Source organism: Thiorhodovibrio frisius, from assembly GCF_033954835.1.
GTDB classification, from domain to species: Bacteria; Pseudomonadota; Gammaproteobacteria; order Chromatiales; family Chromatiaceae; genus Thiorhodovibrio; species Thiorhodovibrio frisius.
The window spans coordinates 594089-620344 of sequence record NZ_CP121471.1 but is presented as its reverse complement, the minus strand read 5'-3'; the positions used below and the strand labels follow the sequence as shown (position 1 = coordinate 620344).

Genomic DNA, 26256 nt, shown 5'->3' with positions numbered 1-26256 from the left:
CTATCTATCTACGCGTTATCCACCAGCCAGTCACTCAGCTGGGCAACCGGCAGCGGGCGGGCAATCAGATAGCCCTGGATGAGGTCGCACCCCTGAGCGCACAGTTCCTCGGCCTGATCCTCCTGCTCAACGCCTTCGGCCAGAACCTCAAGACCAAGGTTGTGTCCAAGGGCGATAATGGCCTTAACGATGGCGGCATTGGCCTGGTTGCTGGTCATGTCGCGCACAAAGGACAGGTCGATTTTGAGCTTGTGCACCTGCAATTTTTGCAGATAGGCGAGCGATGAGTAGCCAGTGCCGAAGTCGTCGATGGATAGCCGCACACCGAGGTCGCGCAGTTCGGCCAGGGTTTGCTGAGCACGCTCCTGGTCGCGCATCAGAAAGCTCTCGGTAATTTCCAGTTCCAGATACTCGGATGGCAGAGCGCTGGCGGCAAGCGCGGCTCTGACTGTTTGCGCGAGTTGGCCGTGGCTGAGTTGCACCGCCGAGACATTGACCGCCGTGCGCGGCAGCTTGAGCCCGGCAGCGCGCCAGCTGGCCATCTGACGGCAGGCATCGTGCAGCACCCAGTCGCCGAGCTGCACGATCAGGCCGCTTTCCTCGGCGATGGGGATGAACTCGCCGGGGGAAATCATGCCCTGCTCGGGGTGTTCCCAGCGCACCAGGGCTTCCAGACCGGCCAGCGCACGACTGCGGGCATCAACCTGGGGCTGGTAGTACAGGCACAGTTGGTTCTGTTCAATGCCGCGGCGCAGATCGGCCTCCAGTTGCACGCGCTCGCGCGCGCGATGCGACATACCGCGGGCGAAAAAGCGCATCTGATTGCGCCCGCGATCCTTGGCGCCATGGAGGGCAGCATTGGCATGGCTGAGCAAGGTTTCAGCATCCTCACCATCGGTCGGGTAGAGCGCGATACCGATACTCGCGCTGGTATAGACTTCCTGCCCGCTGAGGGCACAGGGGCGGCACAGGCTCTCAAGCAGACGCTGCGCGAGCAGGTCGATGCCCGAGGGCTCGGTCGCGGGGAGGTCGACGATCAAAGAAAACTCATCACTGCCGATGCGGGCGATGGCTTCGACCTCGGGGCCCTGTTCGAGCAGACGCCGGGCGATGGTCGCGAGCAGTTCGTCGCCAAGACTGTGGCCAAGACTCTCGTTGATGGTCTTGAAGCGGTCAATGTCCACCAGCAGCAGGGCGAAGCGCCCGCGCCCATGACGCGCCTGGTTGATGGCATGCTCGAGCAGCTCGGCAAACAGGGTACGGTTGGGCAGACCGGTTAGGGTATCGCGGTGGGCGAGATCATCGGCCCGCTGCTCGGCGAGATAGCGTTCGGTGACATCGGCGTTGGAGCCACGCCGACCAAGAAAACGTCCGTTCTCGTCGAACACTGGCTTGCAGTAGTGCTCGATCCAATGTTCGCTGCCGTCGCGGGCACGCAGGCGCAGGCGCAACGGCGGCTCGGTATCCGTACTGCAAGCATGGGGCTCATGAGCGAGCCAGCGCGGGCGATCATCGGGGTGGATCATGCGCACCATCAGCTCGGGGTCGGCAAAAAATTCCGCCGGTGCGTGGCCCGTCACCTCCTCACAGGCCGGAGAGACGTAGAGATAGCCGCCGTCGGGTGCCAACCAGTATTCCCAGTTTGGCGAGTAGTCGGCGAGGATGCGGTATTTTTGCTCGCTCTGGCGCAACAGTGCGGTGCGCTCGGTCACCTGATCCTCCAGTGCCGCGCGCAACTGCGCCAGCTCCAGATGGGTGCGCACTCGCGCGCGCACCTCGTCGATGTCAAGCGGCTTGGTCAGATAATCAGCCGCACCAGCCTCAAAGCCGCGCACCTTCTCGGCACTGGCATCGACGACTGTCACAAAGATGACTGGAATCCGCCTTCCACGCGGCAGCGCCTTGATGCGTTGGCAGACTTCGTAGCCGTCCATGCCGGGCATGACGATGTCGAGCAAAATGAGATCCGGCGGCTCGGGCCCGGAGACGATCTCCAAAGCCTTGGGGCCGGTACTGGCCACGCGAATGCGGTAGTCGCTTTTCAGCGCTTCGAGCAGTTCGTGAAGGTTCTCCGGGAGGTCATCGACCAAGAGCAAGCTGGATGGCTGCTCGGGTTTGGGGCTGAATGGCGAGGAGTCGGTGCGCCGATAACGGCAAAGCTCAAGCTGCGTGCGCACGCGCAGATGCAGTAGCTCAGGATCGACCGGCTTGGTGATGTAATCCGCCACCCCGAGCTGCAACCCGCGCGCCTCGTCGTCGGGCGAAGACAAGGCAGTGATAAAAATCACCGGAATCTCGGCTGTGGTGGGCTCGGACTTGAGCTTTGCAAGCACCGAGTAGCCGTCCATGCCGGGCATTTTTACGTCAAGCAGAATCAGGTCGGGCCGGGGCTCGCCGGCGGCCAGCTCCAGCGCCATGGCGCCGCTGGTAGCGGCAAGAATCGCATAGTCCTCGCGCAGCAGTTGCATGAGCGCATGGAGATTTTCATGCACATCATCGACGATCAGAATGCGCGGGCGGTCCGGAGTAGGAGGCGTCATCTGGGGTCGCTCGTGCCGATGGGTCGTGCCTGTTGCTGGTCCCCTTTCCCAATGAGGGCATCAGGCGGCGTGGGTCGATTATGCCAGCAATGGATGGCAAATTCGCGCACCAGCCCAAAACAAAAACGCATTCGCTACAGCTATCAAAGCGATCAAGACAGGCTCGCGCGCAGCTCGGCGAGTTGCGCCCGGGCACTGCTGATGTCGAAAACCTCGAGCAACTCGGCAATGACCGCGAGCCGCTCTTGGGCGCTGGCATCCGCCACCGCATGCGCACGGGCAAGCAGCGACTCGACGACGCCGAGATCGGATTTCAGGCTATGGTCCAGGGCATCCAGCAGGGAGGCGAGATCAGCGTCCTCCGCTCCGGTCTCGCTGATCTCGCTGGTCTCCCCGTTGGCGGGGGGCAGGATGGATACGGGGCGAACAAGGCTGTCGATATCTTGCAGCACCTCGGCCAGGCGAGTGCGCAGCGATTCCAAGCGTTTGGCATCCGGGCGTTGACCGGCTTTGAGTTCAGCATAGAGCGCGGACACTTCCTCAAACAGCGCGGTGGCCCCCAAAGTGCCGGCGACGCCTTTGAGGCCGTGGCAGTCACGCTCGGCAGCACTGACAGCGTCGGTGTCATCGCTGGCCAGGCGGCGTTGGAGCTGATCGACCGCGTCGGCGAAATGCTCGCGAAACCGGCGCAGCTGGCGTCGATAGGCCTCGACCCGCCCACCGATGCGGCGCAGGCCGGCGACGGCGTCCAGGCTGGTGAGCGCAGCCAGATCGGCAGGCAAGGGGGTGGCGGTCGGGGTGGCATGCCGCCGCTCTAGTCGGCTGGGAGCAGAACCCGCGCCAACCCAGCGCGCCAGCACCGCGAACAGATGATCCGGCACCACCGGCTTGGCGATATGGTCGTTCATGCCGGCAGCAGTGACGCGCTCGATGTCGCGGGCCATGGCCAGCGCGGTCATGGCAATAATGGGCAGTCGCGCTAGGCGCTCGTCGCCGTCGCGCTCGGCCTGGGCGCGGAGTTGTGTGGTAGCCTCCAGACCGTCCATGACCGGCATTTGAATATCCATCAGCACGGCGTCGTAGTCGCGCACGCGGATTTTCTCCAGGGCCTCGGCACCGTTGCCGGCCTCATCAATCAGCAGTCCCTCCCCGCGCAGCAGCTCGCCGGAGAATTCGCGATTGATGTCATTGTCTTCGACCAACAGGATGCGCGCACCGACCAGGGCAGACGCGCGCGTTGCCGACTGGATGGGCAGACTGTCGGCCCCGTTCTCGATCCCGGTTTCGGTATCGACCGAGGCAAGATCGCAGGCCCGCGCGGAGCCAAGCAGGCGCTGATGACCAAGCACTGACAGCAGGGTGTCGAGCAAGGTGGAGGGCGAAACGGGTTTGATCAAAAGGCCATGCACGCTGGCACGCTCGGCTAAGCGAATCACATCCTCGCGCCCATAGGCAGTCACCATCACCACCCTGGGCCGACGCTCGAGCGGCAGCTCGCTGGCGATACGCTGGGCGGCCTCGTCACCGTTCATGCCCGGCATGCGCCAGTCCATCAGCACCAGGTCGTAAGGCGGGTTAGCCCCGGCCAGAGTAGTCAGCGCCTCCTGGCCGCTGGCCAGACCCTGGGCGGCCACCGGAATGCGCGCGAGAACTTCGAGCAGAATCTCGCGCGCGGCGGCATTGTCATCCACCACCAGCACTCGGATGCCACTCAGATATGGCACCGCACGCTCCAGCAGCCCCTGGCGACGCTTGAGCGATTCGGTCGCCGGGCGCAAGCGGGCGGTAAAGCAAAGAGTGGTGCCCCGTCCGGGCTGGGAATCCTCCAACCACAGGCGCCCGCCCATGAGCCCCACCAGCCGTTTGCTGATGGCCAGCCCCAGCCCGGAGCCGCCAAAGCGCCGGGTGGTGGAGGGGTCACCCTGCTCGAATTGCTCACACAGATGGGCCTGCACCTCGGGGGTCATACCGATACCGGAGTCGCGCACGCACACTTGGATTGTGATCCGCGACTCGCTCACGCGCAGCGCCTGAAAGGCCAGTTCCACCTCGCCCTCTTCGGTGAACTTGACGGCGTTGCCGCACAAATTAAGCAGCACCTGACTCAGGCGCAAGGGATCGCCAATCAGCACTGGCGGGATGGCGGCATCGTGGCGAATCAAGAACTCGATGCCTTTTTGTTCGGCCTGGTAGCCCACGGCATCGGTCAGCCGCTCAAGCACAGTATCGAGGCCGAATTCGACTTCTTCGAGCGCGATCTTGCCCGCTTCGATCTTGGAGAAATCGAGGATATCGTTCAGCAGCCCGAGCAGCGCATGGGCCGCGCCCTGAGCTTTTTCCAGGTGATAGCGCACCCCGGCCGACAGGTTCTGCTTGAGTGCCAGATACTGCATGCCAAGAATTGCATTCATGGGCGTGCGGATCTCGTGGCTCATATTGGCAAGAAATTCCGACTTGGCACGCGCGGCGTCCTCGGCCAGAGTTCGCGCGCGTACCATTTCGGCAATTAGGGCACGCTCCAGATCGATGTCCTGGACAATGGATACCGTGCCCTTCGCTTGGTCCTTTGGGTTGACCGCCCGGGCCGACAGCCGCCCCCAGAACTGGCTGCCGTCCTTGCGCACCAAAATCTGCTCGCGGACATCGGTCTCGCCGCGCCAGACCGGAAGATAGCCCTCGCGACCGATGTGCTCCCAGGTCGCATCATCGGCATAGAGTACGCGGGTGCTCTGAGCCAACAGCTCGTCGGGCGCATAACCGAGCATCTCCTCAAAGCGGCGGTTACAGCGCACAATCACGCGGTCTTTCATCAGCAGAATACCCACGCTGGCGGAGGCGAGAATGGCTTCCTGCTCCTCATGGGCCAGGCGCAGCGCCTCAGCCGCTTCGTGCTCGTCGGTAATATCTTCAACAATGCCGACCATGCCGGCCAGGGGCTCGGCCGGGTTCAGCGCGCGCCCATAGAGCCGCGCCCAAAAAGGCGCGCCGTTCTTGCGCACCATCTGGAGATCGATGGGGGACGCTTGGCACCGCGCCAGGGCGGCGTAAATCTCCGCGCCCTTTTGCTGGAACTGGGCATCGTCCAAATACCAGATACGCGTCTGCTTCCCAACCTGTTCGCCAGGCGCGTAGCCAAAGAGCTCATCGAGACGCCGATTGTTGCGTTGGATAACACGCCCTGAAATCAGCACAATGCCGACGTTGGCAGCGTCAAACAGCGCTTGCAGCTCGCCCCCGCGCACGCTAGCAAGACGCTCGAAATCAGCGCGCTGGCGTTCGAGCTCGCGCGAGGTGGCGAGCAAATCCCGAGTGCGGCGGCTGACCTGCCAGCGCAGCAACAGAGCCAGACCCAGCGCCAGCAGCAAGGCGGCACCCAGCACTGCCAGCGCACGCCAGATCCAAAGAGGTGCGCGAATCTCCGGCGCCGGCCCCATGGCGCGGCGTAGGGCGCGAAAGTAGACCGAATCCGGGTCCTGCCGCCAGCGCAGCAGATACTGGTCGATGGTCTCCAGTAGCGCGGCCGTATGGGCCTTTGTCTCGAGCGTGGCTCGGCCGCTCGCGAAATACAGATTGGTTGGCATGAAGAGAATAGGCGTTTCGCGCAGGCGGTCCCGCCGGGCATTGCGGGCAGCATAAAAGCTGTTGGTAATCACGGCGTCGGCCGTTCCCGCAGCCACGGCGGCGTAGCCATCGGCCAGGGAGTCCACCAGAACTTGCTCATAGCCCAGACCGCTCGAGCGCATCAGACGGTCGAAGAATTCCTGTTGCACACCGCCTCTTAGCACTGCGATGCGGCGCCCGTCCAGATCAGACAGCTCATTCACCCGCAGATCGGACGCACTGTAGACTTGCGACCAACCGCTAGCGACCGAAAGTTCGTTGAACTCAAAACGCGCCGCCCGCTCGGCAGAAAAGGCCACATCCGGCATCACATCGAGCGTGCCGGCATCGAGTTGCTGCAGGCAGTCCCGCCACTCGCAGGCTTGATAGTCGAGCTGCCAGCCCTCGGCGCGCGCGATGGCGTCGAGTAGCTCCACAAACAGCCCGGCCGGGCGGCCATGGCTATCGGTGAAGATCTTTGGCGGGTTTTGGTAGAGACCGACGCGGATCGGATCTTGCGTGACTACCGACGTCTCCGCGGCGCAACCGGCGGGCAGAGCAAAGACCCCGCTCAGCAAGATGAGCATCAGGTTCAGTGCAATCCTGTTGCGGAGCATTCCGATGACGAGTACGGTCTTCAAGATTGCACATCACTTTCAGCAGGGATTGTCCGATTCTAGACCGCCAAGGCATTCGGGGAAATGCTGACAGCTATCGACCATCCTTGAGTGGCAGGTTCGTCATGTGCAAGAATCCCGAGCACGACCAATCGGCCACCTATAACAAATTGTGTTTCTTATTTTTTCTCAATTTTGAGGTCAATCGATATGCCGATATCACGCCGCCTGTTTCATGCCAGCCTCATCGCGCTGCTCGTCTTTGGGTTGTGGCCACTCATCGGGGCCGGCGATGATCTGGTCGAGGGGCGCGACTGGCGCCCGCTCAAGACTCCGATCACCAGCGATGATCCCGAAAAAATTGAGGTGCTGGAGTTTTTCTCCTACGGCTGCCCGCACTGTAGTCACCTCAACCCCTTGCTCAAAGACTGGGCAGCGAAGCTACCTGAGGATGTGGCACTCCGCCGCGTGCCGGTCACCTTCGGTCGCGCCGCTTGGGCCAATCTCGCGCGACTCTATTACGCCTTGGAACTCAACCACCTGATCGACGCGCTCGATCAGGCCACCTTCGATGCTATCAGCAAGGAACGCAAGCGGCTGTTCACCGACAAGGCGATTTTTGCCTGGATCAAGGAGCAAGGTCAGGACGCCGAGGCGTTCGAGAAAACCTTCAACAGCTTTGCGGTCGAACTCGCGCTCGGCAAAGGACGCGATCTGGAAGAGCGCGTGGGCGTCGACGCAGTGCCGCGCCTGATCGTCGATGGACGCTATGTGGTGTTAAACGAGGACGCGCAGGGATATGAAGAGTTGCTTCGCCGCGCCGACACGCTCATCGAGCGGGCGCGGAAAGAGCGGCAATAAACCAATCACCATCAAGCCCCTGCGCGCCGGTGCCGACATGACCCGCCTGTTGCTGGCACGGCACATCGCCAGCGGGCGCATTCCCCAGACCCATGCTTGACTGTCGATCCCGTGCTGGTCAAAGTCCCTCAACCATGGCAAACCCGCTGTCCTTTTCTGCCCAACAGGTACCAAAACTCCAATGATCCGGCTCGACCCTCGCCCGTTATGGATACTCCTGGCCCTAATTGCGGCCATCACCGCCCTGGCCAGCCTGGTACTGGCCCCCTGGCTGAACCTAGAACCCTGCCATCTGTGCATTTTTCAGCGCACCCTGTTCATGCTCATGGCCCTGCTGGCCGCGCTAACGGCTGCACTCTCGCACCCGGACTGGCGGCGCTTCGTGGCGCGAGCCAGCGCGCTGCTGTTTCTCGCACTCGCGGCCCTCGGCAGCGGCGTGGCGGCTTACCAAAGCTGGCTGCAATGGCAGCCGTCGGAAGATGTCTCCTGCATCGGCGGCCAACCCGGCCCAATTGAGCAACTGGTGGAATGGCTCGGCCAGCAGGTGCCCACGCTCTTTCTCGCCAGCGGCTTCTGCGAGGATACCGAACTCGTCATTCTCGGCCTGTCGCTCGCCAACATGGCCTTTGTGCTCTTCGTCGCCGCGCTGGCAACCGGTGCCTGGGCGCTATGGCGCGGCTGGCGACCCTCTCATTCGTGATACTGGCCAAGGCGCTGCCGATCAGTTGGAGAACTTGGAGGAGCTTTGCTTCAACGCCCTGTCAAACGACATCTCAGACCCTGTCCACAGCTGCCACAATGCAAGCGCCCTTCGGCAATAGCTAGCAAACACCCCGCGCATAGTCTAAACTTTCATGTCATCGCTCCCTATTGGCATAGTGATTCCCCGCTTGAAAACCAGCCAAGACTTGGCAGCCCACACGCGGTGCCTTTCGTTGCAGAGCGCCCAGGACCTTGGCGCACACGCTCACTGGGTTACCGATGCCGAAGGGGATGCGGATACGCTCTTGAACCAGCAAGAGTATGCCGCCTATTTGGATGCCTTGCTTGCCGGCGACTACGCGGCCTGCGCACAAAGAGTGCAAGGCTTGATTGATCGCAACGTTGATCTTAAAGCGCTCTACGTCCAAGTTTTTGAGCGCAGTCTCTATGACGTTGGCAAGCGCTGGGAACGCAATGAGATTTCTGTCGCGACCGAACATCTCGCGACATCCATCACCGAGAGTCTGTTGACACTGGGCTATCCACGCCTGTTTGGTGGCACGCACAAGCCTTTCTCTGCGGTGGTCAGTTGCGTGGCCAACGAGTTCCATCAGCTAGGCGGGCAGATGGTTGCCGACACCCTAGAGCTCAATGGTTGGCATGGCTACTTCTTGGGTCCGAATGTCCCCTTGAAAGACCTGCTCGGCTTCGTCGAAGACAAGCAGCCGGATATTCTGGCCTTGTCGATCAGCGTGTTCTTCAACATGCCAGCGCTCACCGAAGCCCTTGAGGCCATTTGCGCCCGCTTTCCCGCGCTGCCAACCTTCATCGGAGGCCAGGCGTTTGCCTGGGGCGGGAGTGACAGGGTGAACAGCTTCCCCAACGCGCAAGTGATCCTCTCCTTGGCGGATTTCGAATCGCGTCTGCGGGAGATCGAACGCAAGGGCTGCGCGGGATGACAGTGGCGTTCGACGTACTGCGTGAGCGCTTCATCCAGGGCGATTTGCCGCTAATTTATGCGGAGATCGACGCTGGGTTGCAAGCGTGGCGGTTCAATGCATTCACCCGCCGACTCGTCGGGATCACGCAGGAACCCATGCCGTTCCGCGAGCTGGTTGTCGACTTTTCCGAGCGGCTCGACCCCTTCTCCTTGGCCCAAACGCCCGAGCGCGTGCATCTCTTGTCGATTTCGGCAACGGGGCACGCGCCTATGGGTTTTCTGTGCTCATTTTGGCCGGCTGGTGATCAGGTGGTGTTGATCGGAGCCGCCGACATCTCGGAGCAACTGAGTGTTCAGAACCAAATCCTGATGCTCAACCGGCAATTGAACGCGCTGACGCGCGATCTCCACCAGAAAAATGCCGAACTTGCGCATAGCAACACACTGAAGAATCAGTTCCTGGGGATGGCCGCGCATGATCTGCGCAACCCGCTTGGCGGCATCATGAGCTATGGGGAATTTCTCCGCGAAGAGGCCGCGCCCATTCTGTCCTCTGAGCATCGGGAGTTTCTTGACGACATCCTGAAGGCCAGTCGCACCATGCTGCGGATTGTCGAGGACTTTCTCGATGTGTCAAAAATCGAGTCAGGGCATTTGGAGATCAATCCGGAGCATGTCGATTTCTCACGAACGCTCCATCGCACGCTCGCCATGGTGCGTCCGAAGGCAGCTCGTAAAGGGGTTCCTCTGCAAGTCGATGCACACGAAAACCTGCCAATGCTGCATATCGATGCGGGGAAAATCGAGCAGGTGTTGGCCAACCTGGTCTCCAACGCCATCGAGCACTCTTATCCCAATGCGCCCGTGACCATCCGCACCGGCTTGCAGGACAGTCTGTTTCATTGCGCGGTGATCGACCAAGGCGTGGGCATTGATGCTGAACACATTCCAAGACTATTCAACCCCTTTGAGAAGAAGATTTCCCAGAAGACTGGCGGCGAGCCAAGCACCGGCTTGGGGTTGATCATCTCAAAAAAGGTGGTTGAAGCCCACGGAGGGCGCATCTCGGTCACCAGCGAGAAGGGACAGGGGACGACCTTCGCCTTCGTTTTGCCGGTGAACCCCGGCAACACTGCGGATGACCAGGGATGATGAAGCAACAGCTGCTCGAATCCGCTGGCGCCTTGAGCCCACCCAGCCCGGAGGCCGCTAGCCGTTTTGCCGCCGTCGCTGCCGCGATCGCCGCCGAGCTGACCCGCCGCATGGCCCAAAGGCCTGATCTGGAGCAGCTGATCGGCCCCGGCAACCAGGCCATGATGGAAGACAACAGCCGGAACTTTCTGCGCTTCATGTCGACCCTGTTTTCCCACTACGACGCAGAGGTACTGGTTGACAGTGCCCTCTGGGCCATCCGCACCTATCGGGCGCATGGATTTCAGCTCAGCTACTGGCCAGCGAACATCGCCACCACCCTGAAGATTGTCCGCGAGCAGCTGCCGAGCACAGTGGTGGCGGAAGTCCAGCCCTTCTTTGTCTGGCTGAGCGACAACCTCCCCGCGTTAGTTGCTTTGCATCGCCCCGAGCCTTGATGGCCCGCTTGTCACCGGACGGAGAAAGTTGGAACCCAACTCAGTCGGAGGCTTGTCCTCTGGACCGGATTCTAATTCAGCGTTCCAATACGCAATGGCCTCGGCAGCTAGGCAAGCCGACGCGGCCTGTTCAAGGCAGGCATTCAAAAGGCTCTAGCCGGTTCTCATCGGTGTGCAGGCCGTACCAGGATGGCGCACAACCCTGCAACTTGGGCATACTACCGCCACAGTTTCAGGGTGAGGGTCATAGGTGTTTGCGACAGAATCCTCTGCGGCATTGCACCGCTTCGGTTTCAAATTGGGCAATGGCGGCGTGCACTCAGCGCGAACGATGATGTTGGTGGAGCTGCAACGCTTGCTCGACGCGGCCCCCGCTGGTGCCCAGCGTGCTGATTACCGGGAGGCCGTGGTCGATGACAACCTGCTCGACAAGCCGACGGTCAATGCTCGCAAGCTCACATTCCGGCACCTCAGTGATTTGTACGCCTTGGACCCCGGTACCTGTCTCTTTCGGATCTTTCGTGGACTCTGGTCCCTGGAGCCGGCTGCACAGCCGATGCTCGCATTGCAGATGGCGCTCACACGCGATGGCCTGCTGCGCAGCAGCGTACCGCTGGTGCTTGCGACCCCGCAGGGGCAGCGTTTCGAGCGAGAGGCGATCGAACAGCTTCTGACACAATCGGACGAGGGCCGTTTCAGCCTCGCCTCGATAGCGGCAATTGCGCAGCGTATCAACGGCACCTGGACCCAGGCCGGCTATCTCACCGGGCGCGTCAAGAAGCGTCGATCGCAGCCGGTGGCCACGCCCGTGAATGTCGCCTTCGGCCTGTTCTTGGGATACCTGGAAGGGCGCCTCGCCCAGCGCCTCTTCACCAGCGATTGGGTGCGTGCACTCGATCTTCCCGAGGAGCGACTGATTGAGCTGACCCAGGCTGCGGCCCAGCGCGGGCTGCTGGTGTTCCGCCGCACCGGCGCCGTGATGGAGGTCCGCTTCCCGGACTATCTGACCGAGCAGGAACAGGAGTGGCTCAATGAGCAGGCTTGATCGACTCATCGAAGGCTACGCGGAGCACATCGCCACGCCTTGGCCCGAGGGACTGTCCGGGATCGAGCGCGTCATCTTCGTCGTCTATCCGCCAGCGGACGAACTGAAATTTCGCGTTTACATCGACGAGTTCGAGCTCCGCACCCGCGATGCCGGCCACGGCTGGAACCTACTCGATCTGACCGACGCCTTCCCGCAGTGGATGGCCGCCCAGCGTTACCGCGACAAATACTTCCGCCGCCCGGAACTGCTTGCCGGGTACCCCGAGGGGCGGCTGACCGAGTTCACCAAGCATCTGGTAGAGCGGACCAGCGCACAGATCGAGCAGGCGTCGGCGAATGACGTCGTCGCAATGTCTGGGGTTGGCGCCCTGTTTGGCGTCTCCAGCGTCTCGACCGTGGTCGACCAGGCCGCCTCCGCCATCAACGGTCGGTTGGTGGTCTTTTTTCCGGGCGAGGTGGAGGACAAGACCTACCGGCTGTTGGATGCGCGCGATGGCTGGGGCTACCTGGCGCATGCCATCACAACGGACTGAATGGGGGACATGACCATGAACAACCGCGACATCTTCAGCAAGGACCCGCTGGCCAACCGGCTGATCAACAACGGCGTCGCCGAGGTCTCAGAAGACCGCTCCCAGGCGGCGCTGGAGATCCTCCGCTACGAACTGGATACCTTCGTCTGCGACGGCGAGTACGCCAAGGGGCTGCAGAAAATTCTGGAGACCTTCCTCGGCAATCTTGGCAGCGCGCCGGAGCAGCCGAGCGTCTGGATCAGCGGCTTCTACGGCAGCGGTAAGTCGCACCTGGCCAAGATGCTCCGCGCCTTTTGGGTCGATGTGGCCTTCGACGACGGCGCCACGGCAAGAAGCGTCGCCAGACTGCCGACCGAGATCAAGGACCATCTGCGGGAGCTGAACACCCAGAGCAAGCGTTACGGCGGACTGCACGCCGCCTCCGGCAAGCTCGGTTCTGGCGCCGGCAACAATGTCCGCCTTGCCCTGCTCGGCATCGTCTTCAAGTCCGCTGGCCTGCCGGAGAAGTACAACCAGGCGCGCCTGATGATATGGCTCAAGCGCGAGGGCATCCTCGAAGCAGTCGAAGCAGCCCTGGCGCAGAGCGGCACAAGCCTGGAGCGGGAGCTACCGGAGCTTTTTGTTTCCGACGACCTGCACGCGGCCCTGTTGGCCGCCAAGCCGGAGCTGGCGCCGGACGCCATGCACGTCGGCGACCGCCTCATCGCCCAGTACCCGGAGGCTCAGGACGTTACCAACGACGAGATGATCAACGCCGTCAAGGACGCCCTCACCAACGACGACGGCTTCCCGCTCACCCTCATCATCCTCGACGAGGTCCAGCAGTTCATCGGCGACAGCGGTGATCGCGCCTACAGCATCCAGGAGGTGGTCGAGTCCTGCAGCAAGCACTTCGGCGGTCGCCTGCTCTTCGTCGGCACCGGCCAGACCGCCATGTCCGGCACCCCCTCGTTGCAGAAGATCAAGGGTCGCTTCACCGTCCCGGTCCAGCTCTCGGACACCGACGTCGAGGCCGTCATCCGCAAGATCATCCTGCAGAAACAGCAGGGCGCGGTGCCTGCCATCCAGAAAACGCTCACAGACAACCTCGGCGAGATCTCCCGGCACCTGCGCGGCACTAAGCTGGAGCACACCACCGAAGACGAGCACATCATGGTCGCGGACTACCCCCTGCTGCCGGTGCGCCGGCGGTTCTGGGAGAAGGTGCTGCATAAGCTCGACGAGTCCGGCACCATCTCCCAGCTCCGCAACCAGCTGCGAATCGTCCACGAGGCCGCCTGCGCCACCGCGGAGCAACCGCTCGGTCAGGTCGTCTCTGGCGACTTCATCTACGACCAGCTCAGCACCGACCTGCTGCAGACCGGGTTGCTCTCGCGAGAGGTGTACGACCGCATCGGCAAGCTCGCCGCCGGTGACGACGACGCCCGGCTCAAGTCCAGCCTGCTCAAGCTCATCTACCTGGTCAGCAAGCTGCCCACTGACCCGATGGCGGACATCGGGCTGCGCGCCACCGAGGACAGCCTGGCCGATCTGCTTGTCACGGATCTCTCGGGCGGCTCCAGTACGCTGCGCAAGCGCATCCCTGCCCTGCTCGACGAATTGCACAACAAGGACGGCTTGGTCATGGCCATCGCCACCCCGGCGGGCACCGAGTACCGCTTGCAGACCGCCGAGAGCAGCGCCTGGCACGACGAGTACCGCAAGCAGGTCGCGGAGCTATCGGCCAACACCCAGCGCCTGGAGATGGAGCGCATCGACCTGTTCAAGACCGCCTATCGCGAGGCCCTGAAGGGCGTGCACCTCACGCAGGGGCAGACCAAAGAGGCGCGCACCCTCACCCCCTGCTACGACGACAGCCTCCCCGCGGACGCCGACAAGCAGATCGTTGCCTGGTTTCGCGACGACTGGAGCAGCTCTGAGGCCGAGATCAAGGGCGACGCCCGCAATGCCGGCCCCACCAGTCCGTCGATCTTCGTCTTCCTGCCGGCCCAGAGACGCAACGAGCTGCGCTCGGCCATCATCGAGCACAAGGCCGCCCAGCTCACTCTGGAAACCCGCGGCATTCCGGCGACCCCCGAGGGACAAGACGCCCGTTCCGCGATGGAGACGCGGCGCAACGACGCGGCCAGACGCATCGCCCAGATCGTCAAGACCATTATCGGCGGAGCCCAGGTCTTCCAGGGCGGCGGCCAGAGCATCGACGGCAACGACCTCACCGACAAGCTCCAGATCGCCGGCGGCGCCTCGGTCGTGCGCCTCTACCGCGACTTCGACACCGCCGATCAGCTCGGCTGGGACAAGGTGATCGAGCGCGCACGCAAGGGCGAGACCCAGCCCCTGCAGCCCATCAAACACAGCGCCGACACCGACCAGCATCCGGTCTGCGCCGCCATCCTCAAGGAACTCGGCGCCAGCAAGAAGGGCAGCGATCTGCGCGATTACTTCAAGGCGCCTCCCTACGGCTGGCCCCAGGACGCCGTCGACGGTGCCCTCTATGCCCTGGTCGCCAGCGGCCATGTGCTCGCACTGAACGCGCTCGGCAAGCCGGTCGACGCCAAGGAGCTGGAGCGTCGCCAGATCACCCAGAGCACATTCAAGCCCGAGACCGTCACCATCAGCCCGGTGCAGAAGATCCAGATCCGCAAGGTCTTCCAGGAGGCCGGCGTCTCTTGTCAGCCCGGCACCGAGATCGAACGGGCGCCAGAGCTGCTGCGCGTGCTGCGGGAGCTGGCGGCAAAGGCCGGCGGCGAGCCACCTAAGCCCGAGATCCCCGACCAGACGCTCATCGACAACCTGGAAGCCTTGACCGGCAACGCGCTGCTGGCCGAGTTGTTCAGCCAGCGCAATGCCCTGATCAAGAACAGCCAGGACTGGGCGACCACCGGCGAGCAGATCGCCAAACGCTGGCCCGTGTGGACCCTGCTACAAGACCTGCTGGACCACGCCAAGGATCTCGGCCCCTATCAGGAGCTGGAAGCAGAGGCCGCAGAGATCCGCAAGCAACGGGCGTTGCTCGCCGACCATGATCCGGTCCAGGCCCTGCTCGACAAGACCGTGGACCTATTGCGCACCAGCCTCAACCACCACGTCGAGGCGCACCGGGCCACCTACCAGGCCGAGCTGGCCGCCATGGAGCAGGACAGCAACTGGCAGACGCTCATGGCCGAGCAGTGCCAGCCAATCCTGGCCAAGCACGGCTTGCATGAGACCGTCTCGGTCGAGGTCGCCACGCCTGAGCGCATCCTCGACGAACTGGACCGCTGCGCGCTGTCACAATGGTCAGACCGCACCCAGGCCCTCAAGGGCCGCTTCGAGCAGGCCCGGCTGGAAGCCGCCAAGCTGCTGGAGCCTAAGGTGCAGCGGGTAGACCTCCCGCGTCGCACCCTGAGGGATGAGGCCGAGCTGGCCGAATGGCTCGCCGAGGCCGAGGGGCGTATCCGCAACAAGCTCAATGATGGCCCGGTGATGCTGTGAACAGACTACAATCATGCATACTTTTACGTTTGTTTCATCTGCATGAGCCGAGCCGTGCGAACCACATTGAACATCGATGATGACCTGCTGCAAAGTGCGCAAGCACTCTGCGGCATTCAGGAAAAGACAGCCTTGGTGCGCGAAGGGCTCAAGGCGCTGATCGAGCGCGAAAGCGCGCGCCGCCTGGCCCGGCTCGGCGGCTCCGAGCCGCAGCTGGAGCCGATACCCAGGCGGCAGGCCGATTCTGACGCATGATCCTGGTCGATACCGCCGTCTGGATCGACCACCTACGCGCCAGCGATGCGCACCTGAGCGCACTCCTGATGCGAGCGAACGTCGCCATGCATCCCATGGTTCTTGGCGAGCTAGCCTGCGGCAACCTGAAGGAGCGCCACAAACTCCTCGCCCTGTGGCACAACCTGCCGCAGCTTGCAGCAGCGACCGATGCCGAAGCCCTAGACGCGCAACGCGTAGCAATCTAAGGAGCACGTCCGCCCATGGATCCCCTCGCCAAACCCCTGCGCAAGCAACTGGAAGACGCCGTCGTCGCCGCCCGCGACACCGCAGAAGCAGCCGCCCGAGCCGCGCTGATGCACCTAGGGGTCGGCGACGCAGACCTACCCAAGCACCTGACCGACGAGCAACGCGTCCTGCGCCGCCGGTTGCGCGCCCACGGCCGGCAGCTCGGGGATCAGCGGCAAGCGGCCGGCCATCAGGCCATCGACAAACTGGCGCAGGAGACCGCCTACGAGCACTGGCACCGGATGCTCTTCGCCCGCTTCCTGGCCGAGAACAGCCTGCTGATGCACCCCGACGGCGTGCCCCTGACCCTAGACGAATGCAACGAGCTGGCTCATGACGAGGGCGCCACCGACGGCTGGGAGCTGGCCGGGCGCTATGCGGCGCGCATGCTGCCGCAGATCTTCCGCCCGGACAGCCCGGTGCTGGCACTCAAGCTCGCCCCGGAGCACCAACGCGCCCTGGAGAACCACCTGGCCGGCCTGCACCCGGACTGCTTCCAGGCATCCGACAGCCTCGGCTGGGTCTACCAGTTCTGGCAAACCAAGAAGAAGGACGCGGTCAATGCCTCCGAGGTCAAGATCGGCGCCGACGAGCTGCCCGCCGTCACCCAGCTCTTCACCGAGCCCTACATGGTCGCTTTCCTGCTCGACAACAGCCTCGGCGCTTGGTGGGCCGCCCGGCGCTTGAGCGAGGACGACCTGCGCAGCGCCGAGAGCGAGGAAGCGCTGCGCCGCAAGGCCGCCATCCCCGGCGTACCGCTGGACTACCTGCGTTTCATCAAGGGAGAGGACGACGTCTGGACACCCGCTGCCGGCATCTTCGACGCCTGGCCCAAGCACCTCGGCGAGCTGAGGGTGATGGACCCCTGCTGCGGCTCCGGCCACTTCCTGGTGGCAGTGCTGCAGATGCTGGTGCCGATGCGCATGGCGCTGGAGGACCTGAGCGCGCAGGAGGCCGTCGATGCGGTGCTGCGCGACAATCTGCATGGTCTGGAGCTGGACCAGCGCTGCGTCGAGATCGCCGCCTTCGCGCTGGCCCTGACCGCCTGGCGCTGGCCTGATGCCGGCGGCTACCGGCCACTGCCGCCACTGAATCTCGCCTGCTCCGGCCTCGGCATCAACGCCCCGAAGGCGGACTGGCTGCATCTCGCCGAGGGCGACGTCGACCTGGGACATGCACTAGAACGGCTCTATGAGCTGTTCGCGGACGGCCCGACACTCGGCAGCCTAATCGACCCGCGCCGAAACTTCAGCGGCGACCTGCTAGACCAGGGCTGGGAGCGCGTCGCGCCGCTGCTGGAACGCGCGCTAGCCTCGGAAGACGACCAACAACGCGAGCTGGGCGTGGTCGCCGCCGGCCTGGTCCGCGCCGCGCAACTGCTCGCGGAGCGCTATCACTGGGTCATCACCAACGTGCCCTACCTGTCCCGTGGCAAGCAGGCACCGCGGCTCAAGACTTTCTGCGAGCGTCATTACCACGATGCCAAGAACGACCTGGCCAATGTGTTTTTGGAGCGCTGTTTGGAGCTGGCGCGGGAGCAGGGTGCCGGCGTCGTGCAGATCGTCATGCCGCAGAACTGGCTGTTTTTGACCAGCTATCGGAAGCAGCGGGAGCGGTTGCTGCGGGAGGTTAGTTGGAATCTGTTAGGGCGTTTGGGAATGGCCGCGTTTCAGATTATGGATTGGTGGGCGTTCAACGTCATCCTGCTGACCCAGACGCGTGCGCCAGTGTCAGAGGGGTTCAAGCTGCGAGGGGTGGATGCCAGTGCACCAAGATCGGCGGCGGAGAAGGCGGATCTGGTAAGGAGCGGGGACATGGCTTCTGTGAGTCAAGCGTCACAGTTGGGGAACCCCGATGCCAGAGTCGCGCTAGAAAAAGCCCTGGATCTGCCAATTCTGGGGAAATATGCTTCCGGACTCGTGGGTATACAGACCGGCGACGACCCGAGATACGTATCTGCGTTCTGGGAAGCCCCGCTTCCGGAAAAAATCTGGGAGCCGATGCAGGCTACTCCAGAAAACTTCGACAGCTTTGCCGGCCAAAGCTGGCGAATACGCTGGGAAGGGGGGAAGGGAGACTTGCAAACGTCAAAAGGCGCTCGGATACAGGGTATTGATGCCTTAAGCAAGCCCGGAATTGCAGTGCATCGAATGGGAACAATTTTCCCCTACCACTACAGCGAAACATATTTCCATCAGAACATAGCGACAATTATCCCCAGCGAAAATCAAAATCTCCCAGCGATTTGGAGCTTCTGCTCATCCCCACAATTCAGCGAAGCAGTTCGCCGAATCGACCAAAAAGTCAATGTGACTAATGCCACGCTCGTAAAGGTGCCCTTCGACCTTGACCACTGGCAACAGGTCGCCGCCGAACGCTACCCCAACGGCCTCCCTGAGCCGTACTCCGACGACCCCACCCAATGGATCTGCCACGGCCATCCCTGCGGCTCGGTGATCTGGGACGAGGCGGCCAAGTGGACCGCCATCGGCCCCAAGCGCACCGACGCCACCGTGCTCCAGACCGCCGTCGCCCGCCTGCTCGGCTACCGCTGGCCCGCCGAGTACGACGAGGAGATGGAACTGTCGGACGAATCCCGCGCCCTGGTCGCCGAGGCCCGCAAGCTCGACACCTTCAGCGACGACGACGGCATCTGCTGCCTGCCCGCGATCCGTGGCGAGCCCGCCGCCCATGGGCGCCTGTTGCGCCTGCTGGAAGCGGCCTACGGCGATGACTGGACCGCCGGCACCCTGACCAAACTGCTCGCCGAGTCCGACGCCAACGGAAAGGGCCTGGACATCTGGCTGCGGGACGCCTTCTTCGAGCAACACTGCAAGCTGTTCCATCACCGCCCCTTCATCTGGCACATCTGGGACGGCCTCAAGGACGGCTTCGCGGCCCTGGTCAACTATCACAAGCTCGACCGCGCCAACCTGGAGCGGCTTATCTACACCTACCTCGGCGACTGGATTCGGATGCAGGAACGCGCCGCCGCCGACGGGCAGCAGGGCGCCGACGAGCGCCTGGCCGCCGCCAAGGCCCTCAAGACCAAGCTGGAGGCCATCCTGGAGGGCGAGGCCCCGCTCGACATCTTCGTGCGCTGGAAACCCATCGAGGCGCAGCCCATCGGCTGGGAGCCGGACCTTAACGACGGCGTGCGCCTGAACATCCGCCCCTTCCTGCTCGCCGGCGACGTCGGCAAGAAAGGCGCCGGCATCCTGCGCGCCAAGCCTAACATCCACTGGAAGAAAGACCGCGGCAAGGACGTCGAGAGCGCCCCCTGGTTCCACCGGTTCCAGGGCGACCGCATCAACGATCACCATCTGACCTTGGCCGAGAAGCGAGTCGCACGAGCCGCGTCGGCAATTGTTGAGTCATCATGATCTACGACGATAAGGCCGAACTGCTCGACGAGATCGCCGCCGGCGAGGATGCCCTGTTGGAGCTGAAGTTGGTGGTGTTCAAGGGCGATCAGGTGCGGTTTGCCAGCGAGCCGGGCCGGGCGCCGAAGGTGATCGCTGAGGTGTTCGTGTCCATGGCGAACACCGAGGGCGGCTTGGTGGTGTTCGGCGTCGATGATCACGGCGCGATTATTGGTATTGATGCCGAGAAGCGCGACAAGCTTGAGCAGTTCGTCGTGCAGTGCGCGTTGGATCATTGCGTGCCGCCCATCGAGCCTGCGTTAGATTGGGTCATGCTGCCGGGCGCCGACGGCGGTAACCGGCTCTGTCTCAAGGTCGCTGTGCCGCGAGCGCGCTTCTACGTGCATCAAACCAGCGACGGCCGTTTTCTGAAGCGCGTCGGTAGCCACCGCACCCCAATTCCGGCCGAGCAACTGGGCCGACTCTTGGCGAGCCGGCAGCTCATGTTGCCGTTCGAGGAGCGTCCGGTGCACCGGGCGGACCTCAACGCCATCGATCGCACGCGCTTCGAGACCTATTATCGGCGCCGTTTCGGGCACCCGATCGCCGTTTCAGAGCTGTCCTACGAGCACCTGCTCCGAAATCTGAAACTGGCCGTGCAGGACGACGACGGACTCTGGCGCCCGACCATGGTGGGCGTCTTGCTATTCTCGGAGCGGCCTGACCGCTATCTGTCCGGCGCCTACGTCGATCTGGCCGTCTACGACCATGCGGTCGCGGATGGCAATACGCGGGATGCCAAGCGCGTGACTGGCCCCGTTGTGGAGCAGATCGAGTGGGTGCTGACCTACCTGCGCACCAGTCCACTGGTCAGCACGCTGTCGGTCAAGGATGGCATGGGACGGACCGACAAGCCGGCCTACAGCGATTTCGCACTGCAAGAGGCCGTGGTCAACGCGCTAGCCCATCGGGACTATGAGATTGCCGGCGCCCAGGTCATCGTGACCCTGTTTCCGGACCGCATCGAGATCCGCAACCCCGGTGGCCTGCACAATACGCTGACGGAGGAGAACCTCTACGCCGGTTGCCAGCCAGTGCGCCGCAATCAGATCCTGGCAGGCTTTCTGCGTGATTATGAGAGTCCGGCGACCGGGCGCCGCTACATGGAGACGCGCGGCGAGGGGTTTTTGACCTTGGTGCGCGCCAGCACCGAGCTATCCGGCCGCCGGCCTGAGCTGGTCAACATGGGCGGCGCGGTTAAGCTGACGCTGTTTGCGGCGCACCTGGAGGAGCACCGCTCCGTAGTTGTGATTGACTGAGGCCAGATAGCGCAGCATACTTGTACGATATATCGAACAAGTTTGAAGGCTGCCATGCAAACCATCACCTTCTCCGATGCCCGCAATCAACTGAAGCAAGTGCTTGATCGTGTTGTGTGCGATGCGGATTACACGGTCATCACCCGCCGAGATGCTGAAGACGCGGTTGTCATGTCTCTTGATAGTTTCAACGGCCTAATGGAGACGGTCCACCTGCTCCGCTCACCAGCCAACGGCGAGCATCTCGCCCGCTCCATTGCGCAATACCGTCAGGGACAGACTGCCGAGCATCCGTTGCAGCATGACTAGAAGCTTGGTCTGGACCCAAGAGGCTTGGGCAGACTACCTTTGCTGGCAAAGCCAAGACCGCAAGACCCTGAAGCGCATCAACGCGCTCATCGCCGACCTGCTGCGGACACCGTTCGAAGGTATCGGCAAACCCGAGGCCCTGCGGGAAAACCTGAGCGGCTTCTGGTCGCGGCGCATCGACCAGGCGAATCGTCTGGTCTACGCTGTCGATACTGAGCAGATCACCATCATTTCCTGCCGTTATCATTATTGATTTGAGTGAGGAATGACCGAGACCGTCCTAGACCGCCTGCTCGACTCCCTGCGCAGCGCTGCGAATGTCAGCCGCGCGGATCAGGTACGCCCTGCCGCCGTGCTCTGGACAGATCAAGAGAGCCAGTGGCGACCGGTCGCCGAGCGGCTGCGGGAGATGATCCCGGAGCTGCTGATGCTCGGTGAGCATGCGCCGGAGCAGCGCTGCGGGCCGGCCATCTGGATCAAGTGCATGCTGGCGCGCACCCTGGAGGAGGCGGACTGGCCTGCGAGCGCGGTACCAATCCTCTATCTGCCGGGTGTATCGCGAGCCGATCTGCGCGCCATCGAGACCTGCCCGCGTGCGTTGCAACCACTCGCCGAGCTGCAGTACCGGGGCCTGTTCTGGAGCCAGCTCAATGGCCGCGACTGGACGGTAAAAGCCTTTCTGTCCAGCAGCCGTGGCGCGTTCAACCTGGATGTCTCGGGCGATCAAGCCACCCAGCAGGCCATGCACCGGGCGCTCGACGTACTGATCGACACACCGGTGGACAATCTCAAGGGCCGGCGACTGGAGGCAGCGGATTTCGACGCCCTGTTGAGCAGCAACCCCATCCGCGATCTGCTGACCTGGATGAACAACCCAGAGGCCAGCGCCGAGGAATGGCAGGGCGCCCGCTGGGATGCCTTTCGCAGTCGCTGCAAGGCGGACTGGAAGCTCGACCCAAAGTCCGACGGTGTGCTGGTCGCCGCAGAGCGCATCAGCGAGGGACGTCGGGAGTGGGATGCGGTCTGGGAGCGCTATCAGAGTGGCTGGCGGTCCTTCCCGAAGGTGATCGAGCAGCTCCGATTGGCGTCGCTACCGGTGCGCCGGGACCTGTTCACCGATCTCGGCCGTTACCCGAAGACAAATGATAAGGCAGAGGATAGCCTTCGCTTGGCCCTGGCCGGCGTGGCTGGCACCAGCCAAACCGAGGCCGTCTCAAGGCTGCAAGGGCTGGAGCAGGAGCACGGGCCGCGCCGCCACTGGCTTTGGGCGCAGATGGGGCAGGCGCCCCTGGCGCAGGCGCTGGAGCCCCTGTCCCGATTGGCCGCGCTGACCGGAAAGCCGTTCCGTGGACAACACTTGGAGGACATGGCCGATGCCTACCGGGCTGAGTTCTGGCAGGTCGATACAGCGGCCCGGCAGGCTCTCGCGGGACTGCGCACCAAGGCCGATACCGAGGCGGTGAGCACGGCGCTGCAGGCCATCTATGTGCCCTGGCTGGAAGAGGCAAATCAGCGGTTCCAGAACCTGGTGCGCAAGGATGGCTACCCCGGCTCCACGGTGGTCAAGGAGCCAAGCGCCGCCTACCAGACCGGCGGGCAATGCTGGCTGTTCGTCGACGGGCTGCGCTACGACGTCGCCCAGGATCTCGCCGCGCTTCTGAAGGACGAGGGCCTTGAGATTAGCATCGACGCTGACTATGCGCCGGTGCCGTCGGTGACCGCGTCGGGCAAGATCGCCTGCTCGCCGGTCGCCCAGTTCGCGCAAGGCCGGAGCACCGACCAGGACTTCGTGCCCAGCCACGGCACGCTGGACAAGCCGCTCAACACCGCCCTGCTGCGGAAGATCCTCAAAGACGAGGGCTGGCAGGTGCTCGGCGGCAGCGAGACCGGCGAGCCAACCGGGCGCGGCTGGACGGAATTCGGCGACCTGGACCACTACGGCCACGAGCACGGCCTGCGGCTGGCCAGGGAGGTGCCCATCATCCTCGATGCCATCGTCGAACAGATCCGTTGCTTGATCGATGCGGGCTGGCAGCAAATCCGCATCGTCACCGACCACGGCTGGCTGCTGGTGCCGGGCGGAATGCCGAAGACAGAGCTGGCGAAGTTTCTCACCGCCACCCGCTGGGGCCGATGCGCGGCCCTGACGGACACGGCCAAGCCGACCGATCTGACCCTCACCTGGAGTTGGTGCCCGGATGTGCGCATCGCCATGGCGCCGAGCATCTCCAGCTTCATCGCCGGCCAGGTGTATGGGCACGGTGGCCTAAGTTTGCAGGAGAGCATTATCCCCAGGATCACCGTCACGCCGCCGGCAGGCGTTGCGGACGCGGTTTCCGTGACGGTGACAGAGATCAAGTGGACCGGGCTGCGTTGCCGGGTTGTCGTCGACGGCGCGCAGCCGGTCTATGCGGCTGACCTCAGGCAGAAAGCAAACGATCCAAAGACCAGCAAAGCCGGCGGTGGCAAGCCGCTCAAGGGCGGGAAGGCATCGCTGGTGGTGGAAGACGACGCGCTGGAAGGGGAGGCCATCTCGCTGGTGGTCATCGACGGCAATGGCCAGGCGGTCGCTCGCATGGCGACGGTCATCGGCGGGGAGTAGAAGGATGCAGCTAGACGAACTGGACCGCAAGGCCGCCGAGCACTTCGAGGGCTATGTGGTGCGCAAGGACCTGGTGCGCCAATTTAGCCGCCAGTTCCCGGTGCCCACCTACGTGGTGGAATTCCTGCTCGGGCGCTATTGCGCGACCACCGACGAAGACGAGATCAGCGAGGGGCTGGAGATCGTCCAGCGCCAGCTTGCCTCGCGCACGGTGAAGGCCGGCGAGGAGGAACTGTTCAAGGCCCGCGCCCGCGAAGATGGCACCGTCAAGCTGATCGATCTGATCAGCGCCCGACTGGACGCCAAGACCGACGCCTATCTGGCCAATCTGCCGAGCCTGCAGCTCAAGGATGTGCGCATCGCGCCGGAGATGTTGCGCGAGCACGAGCGGCTGCTGACCGGAGGCTTCTACGCAGAGGTCACCCTGAGCTATGACTCTTCCATCGCCCAAGAGGCCCATGGCCGGCCCTTCGGCATCGATGCCCTGCGGGCCATCCAGCTCTCCAGACGCGATGTGCTGGAGGTGCTGGCCAAGGCACGGGAGAGGCTAACCACCGCCGAATGGAAAGACTTTCTGCTGCGCAGCGTCGGGCTAGAACCTGACCAGTTCAACGAGCGGGCCAAGGATGCCCTGCTGCTGCGCATGGTCCCCTTCGTCGAGCGCAACTACAACCTGGTGGAGCTGGGGCCGCGGGGCACCGGCAAGAGCCATCTGTTCCAACAGGTCTCGCCCTACGCGCACCTGATCTCGGGCGGCAAGGCGACGGTGGCGAAGATGTTCGTCAACAATGCCAGCGGCCAGCGCGGGCTAGTCTGCCAGTACGACGTGGTCTGCTTCGACGAGGTCTCGGGCGTCTCCTTCGATCAGAAGGACGGCGTCAACATCATGAAGGGCTACATGGAATCCGGCGAGTTCAGCCGCGGCAAGGAGAGCATCCGCGCCGACGGTTCCATCGTACTGGTCGGCAACTTCGAGGTTGACGTGGAGCATCAGCAGCGCATCGGTCACCTGTTCGGCCCACTGCCGCCGGAGATGCGCGACGACACCGCCTTCATGGACCGCATCCACGCCTACCTGCCTGGCTGGGACCTGCCCAAGATGCAACCGACACTATTCACCGACCACTTCGGGCTGGTCAGCGATTTTCTGTCCGAGTGCTTCAGCCGGCTGCGCATGGAGAGCCGACTGCCCCAGCTGCAGGGCCGCGTCCACCTGGGTGGCGCGCTGAGTGGACGCGACCTCAACGCCACCAACAAGACCGCGAGCGGCCTGCTGAAGCTGCTCTATCCCGCTGGCGAGATGCGGATCTCCGATGAGGATCTGGAGTGGGCCGTGCGCCTCGCGCTGGAGGTCCGTAGGCGGGTGAAAGAGCAGCAGAAGCGCATCGGCTCGGCGGAGTTCCGCAACACGCACTTCAGCTACATCATCGGTGAGGATGGCGTCGAGCGGTTCGTCGCCACACCCGAGCTGTCGAGCGAGAACAGCATAGGCGCGGACCCGCTGGAGCCAGGGCAGGTCTGGAGCTTAAGCCCCGGCGGCATGGACGAGCACGCCGGTCTTTACCGGATCGAGGTCAGCGAGGGGCCAGGCAGCGGGCTGCGCATCCTGAACAAACCGACGCCGCCGGCATTTCAGGAGTCAGTGCGTTATGCGCAGCAGAACCTCTATGCCCGTGCCGTGCAACTGGTCGGCGACCGCGACCCGAGGGCGCACGAATTCTCGGTCCAGCTCAGGGGCTTCGATGCCGCCAAGACCGGAAGCCAGGTCGGTGTCGCGGCCCTGATCGCACTCTGCAGCAGCCTGCTCAAGAAGCCAGTGCGTGGCGGCCTGGTGATTATTGGCGAGATCAATCTGGGCGGGTCCATCGAGCCCATCCACAACGCCGTGTCGCTGGTCGAGATCGCGATTGAGAAAGGCGCCCAGGCGGTCCTGATGCCGGTGACCAGCCGGCGCCAGCTCTTCGACCTGTCCGACGACATGGCGACCAAGGTCGATACCCAGTTCTACCAGGACGCCCGCGATGCACTGCTAAAGGCGCTGGTTGATTAAAGCGCCCCTCCTTACCTCCCCGACTGCCGGCAAATCCCCACATCACGCGTGGAGCATCGAAGCCGTGGGCCTCGTCGGGCACCTTATGCCGAGCATGGCTTGATCTACCAAAAACCCAAATAAAAAAATCTAAAACAGATACTTACAGATTCACCTTGTGCGTGCGTTTACGCTGCTTTACTATCGAAA

At 63.3% G+C, this 26256-nt stretch carries 18 protein-coding genes; 16 read left to right on the top strand and 2 right to left on the bottom strand.

Going from position 1 to position 26256, the window contains the following annotated elements; all coding sequences use genetic code 11:
- Nucleotides 1-8: 8 nt before the first annotated feature.
- Nucleotides 9-2540, bottom strand: a complete 2532-nt coding sequence (locus Thiofri_RS03190; protein ID WP_009150263.1) for a GGDEF/EAL domain-containing response regulator — start codon at nucleotides 2538-2540, stop codon at nucleotides 9-11.
- Between the two features lie 152 nt (nucleotides 2541-2692).
- On the bottom strand, nucleotides 2693-6727 hold the full coding sequence (locus Thiofri_RS03185; RefSeq protein WP_190275845.1) for a response regulator: 4035 nt from the start codon (nucleotides 6725-6727) through the stop codon (nucleotides 2693-2695).
- A 240-nt stretch (nucleotides 6728-6967) separates the two neighbouring features.
- On the opposite strand from Thiofri_RS03185, the gene Thiofri_RS03180 reads away from it, so the two are divergent.
- The 16 genes from Thiofri_RS03180 (at nucleotide 6968) to brxL (ending at nucleotide 26067) form a co-directional block, all read left to right on the top strand.
- Complete coding sequence (locus Thiofri_RS03180) at nucleotides 6968-7618, top strand: thiol:disulfide interchange protein DsbA/DsbL (RefSeq protein ID WP_009150261.1); 651 nt, start codon at nucleotides 6968-6970, stop codon at nucleotides 7616-7618.
- 181 nt (nucleotides 7619-7799) lie between these two features.
- Nucleotides 7800-8318 (top strand): disulfide bond formation protein B, encoded by a 519-nt coding sequence (locus tag Thiofri_RS03175; protein WP_009150259.1) that lies wholly within the window; start codon nucleotides 7800-7802, stop codon nucleotides 8316-8318.
- 190 nt (nucleotides 8319-8508) lie between these two features.
- The gene (locus Thiofri_RS03170; protein WP_190275844.1) at nucleotides 8509-9279 is read left to right on the top strand and encodes a cobalamin B12-binding domain-containing protein; all 771 of its coding nucleotides are present in this window, start codon (nucleotides 8509-8511) and stop codon (nucleotides 9277-9279) included.
- Nucleotides 9276-10412, top strand: coding sequence for a sensor histidine kinase (locus Thiofri_RS03165; RefSeq protein ID WP_009150257.1), 1137 nt, complete (start codon nucleotides 9276-9278; stop codon nucleotides 10410-10412). The genes Thiofri_RS03170 and Thiofri_RS03165 overlap by 4 nt, the downstream gene beginning before the upstream one ends.
- Entirely contained in the window at nucleotides 10409-10849 is a 441-nt protein-coding gene (locus Thiofri_RS03160) for a hypothetical protein (RefSeq protein ID WP_009150256.1), read from the top strand. Before Thiofri_RS03165 ends, Thiofri_RS03160 begins: the two co-directional genes overlap by 4 nt.
- A 250-nt stretch (nucleotides 10850-11099) precedes the next feature.
- Nucleotides 11100-11894, top strand: a complete 795-nt coding sequence (locus Thiofri_RS03155) for a hypothetical protein (RefSeq protein ID WP_009150255.1) — start codon at nucleotides 11100-11102, stop codon at nucleotides 11892-11894.
- The gene (locus Thiofri_RS03150; protein WP_009150254.1) at nucleotides 11881-12429 is read left to right on the top strand and encodes a BREX protein BrxB domain-containing protein; all 549 of its coding nucleotides are present in this window, start codon (nucleotides 11881-11883) and stop codon (nucleotides 12427-12429) included. The genes Thiofri_RS03155 and Thiofri_RS03150 overlap by 14 nt, the downstream gene beginning before the upstream one ends.
- Before the next feature lie 9 nt (nucleotides 12430-12438).
- Nucleotides 12439-15903 (top strand): BREX system P-loop protein BrxC, encoded by a 3465-nt coding sequence (gene brxC / locus Thiofri_RS03145; RefSeq protein WP_223296802.1) that lies wholly within the window; start codon nucleotides 12439-12441, stop codon nucleotides 15901-15903.
- Between the two features lie 54 nt (nucleotides 15904-15957).
- Entirely contained in the window at nucleotides 15958-16158 is a 201-nt protein-coding gene (locus tag Thiofri_RS03140) for a type II toxin-antitoxin system VapB family antitoxin (protein WP_040857893.1), read from the top strand.
- The gene (locus Thiofri_RS03135; protein WP_009150251.1) at nucleotides 16155-16385 is read left to right on the top strand and encodes a PIN domain-containing protein; all 231 of its coding nucleotides are present in this window, start codon (nucleotides 16155-16157) and stop codon (nucleotides 16383-16385) included. Before Thiofri_RS03140 ends, Thiofri_RS03135 begins: the two co-directional genes overlap by 4 nt.
- A gap of 15 nt (nucleotides 16386-16400) precedes the next feature.
- Nucleotides 16401-19808 (top strand): Eco57I restriction-modification methylase domain-containing protein, encoded by a 3408-nt coding sequence (locus Thiofri_RS03130; RefSeq protein ID WP_009150250.1) that lies wholly within the window; start codon nucleotides 16401-16403, stop codon nucleotides 19806-19808.
- Nucleotides 19805-21106, top strand: coding sequence for an ATP-binding protein (locus Thiofri_RS03125; RefSeq protein ID WP_009150249.1), 1302 nt, complete (start codon nucleotides 19805-19807; stop codon nucleotides 21104-21106). The genes Thiofri_RS03130 and Thiofri_RS03125 overlap by 4 nt, the downstream gene beginning before the upstream one ends.
- 54 nt (nucleotides 21107-21160) lie before the next feature.
- The gene (locus Thiofri_RS03120) at nucleotides 21161-21415 is read left to right on the top strand and encodes a type II toxin-antitoxin system Phd/YefM family antitoxin (protein ID WP_009150248.1); all 255 of its coding nucleotides are present in this window, start codon (nucleotides 21161-21163) and stop codon (nucleotides 21413-21415) included.
- The gene (locus Thiofri_RS03115) at nucleotides 21408-21668 is read left to right on the top strand and encodes a Txe/YoeB family addiction module toxin (protein ID WP_009150247.1); all 261 of its coding nucleotides are present in this window, start codon (nucleotides 21408-21410) and stop codon (nucleotides 21666-21668) included. Before Thiofri_RS03120 ends, Thiofri_RS03115 begins: the two co-directional genes overlap by 8 nt.
- A 12-nt stretch (nucleotides 21669-21680) precedes the next feature.
- Entirely contained in the window at nucleotides 21681-24017 is a 2337-nt protein-coding gene (gene pglZ / locus Thiofri_RS03110; protein ID WP_009150246.1) for a BREX-1 system phosphatase PglZ type B, read from the top strand.
- 4 nt (nucleotides 24018-24021) lie between these two features.
- Nucleotides 24022-26067: a protease Lon-related BREX system protein BrxL gene (brxL, locus tag Thiofri_RS03105; RefSeq protein WP_009150245.1), complete on the top strand. Its 2046-nt coding sequence runs from the start codon at nucleotides 24022-24024 to the stop codon at nucleotides 26065-26067.
- Nucleotides 26068-26256: the final 189 nt, after the last annotated feature.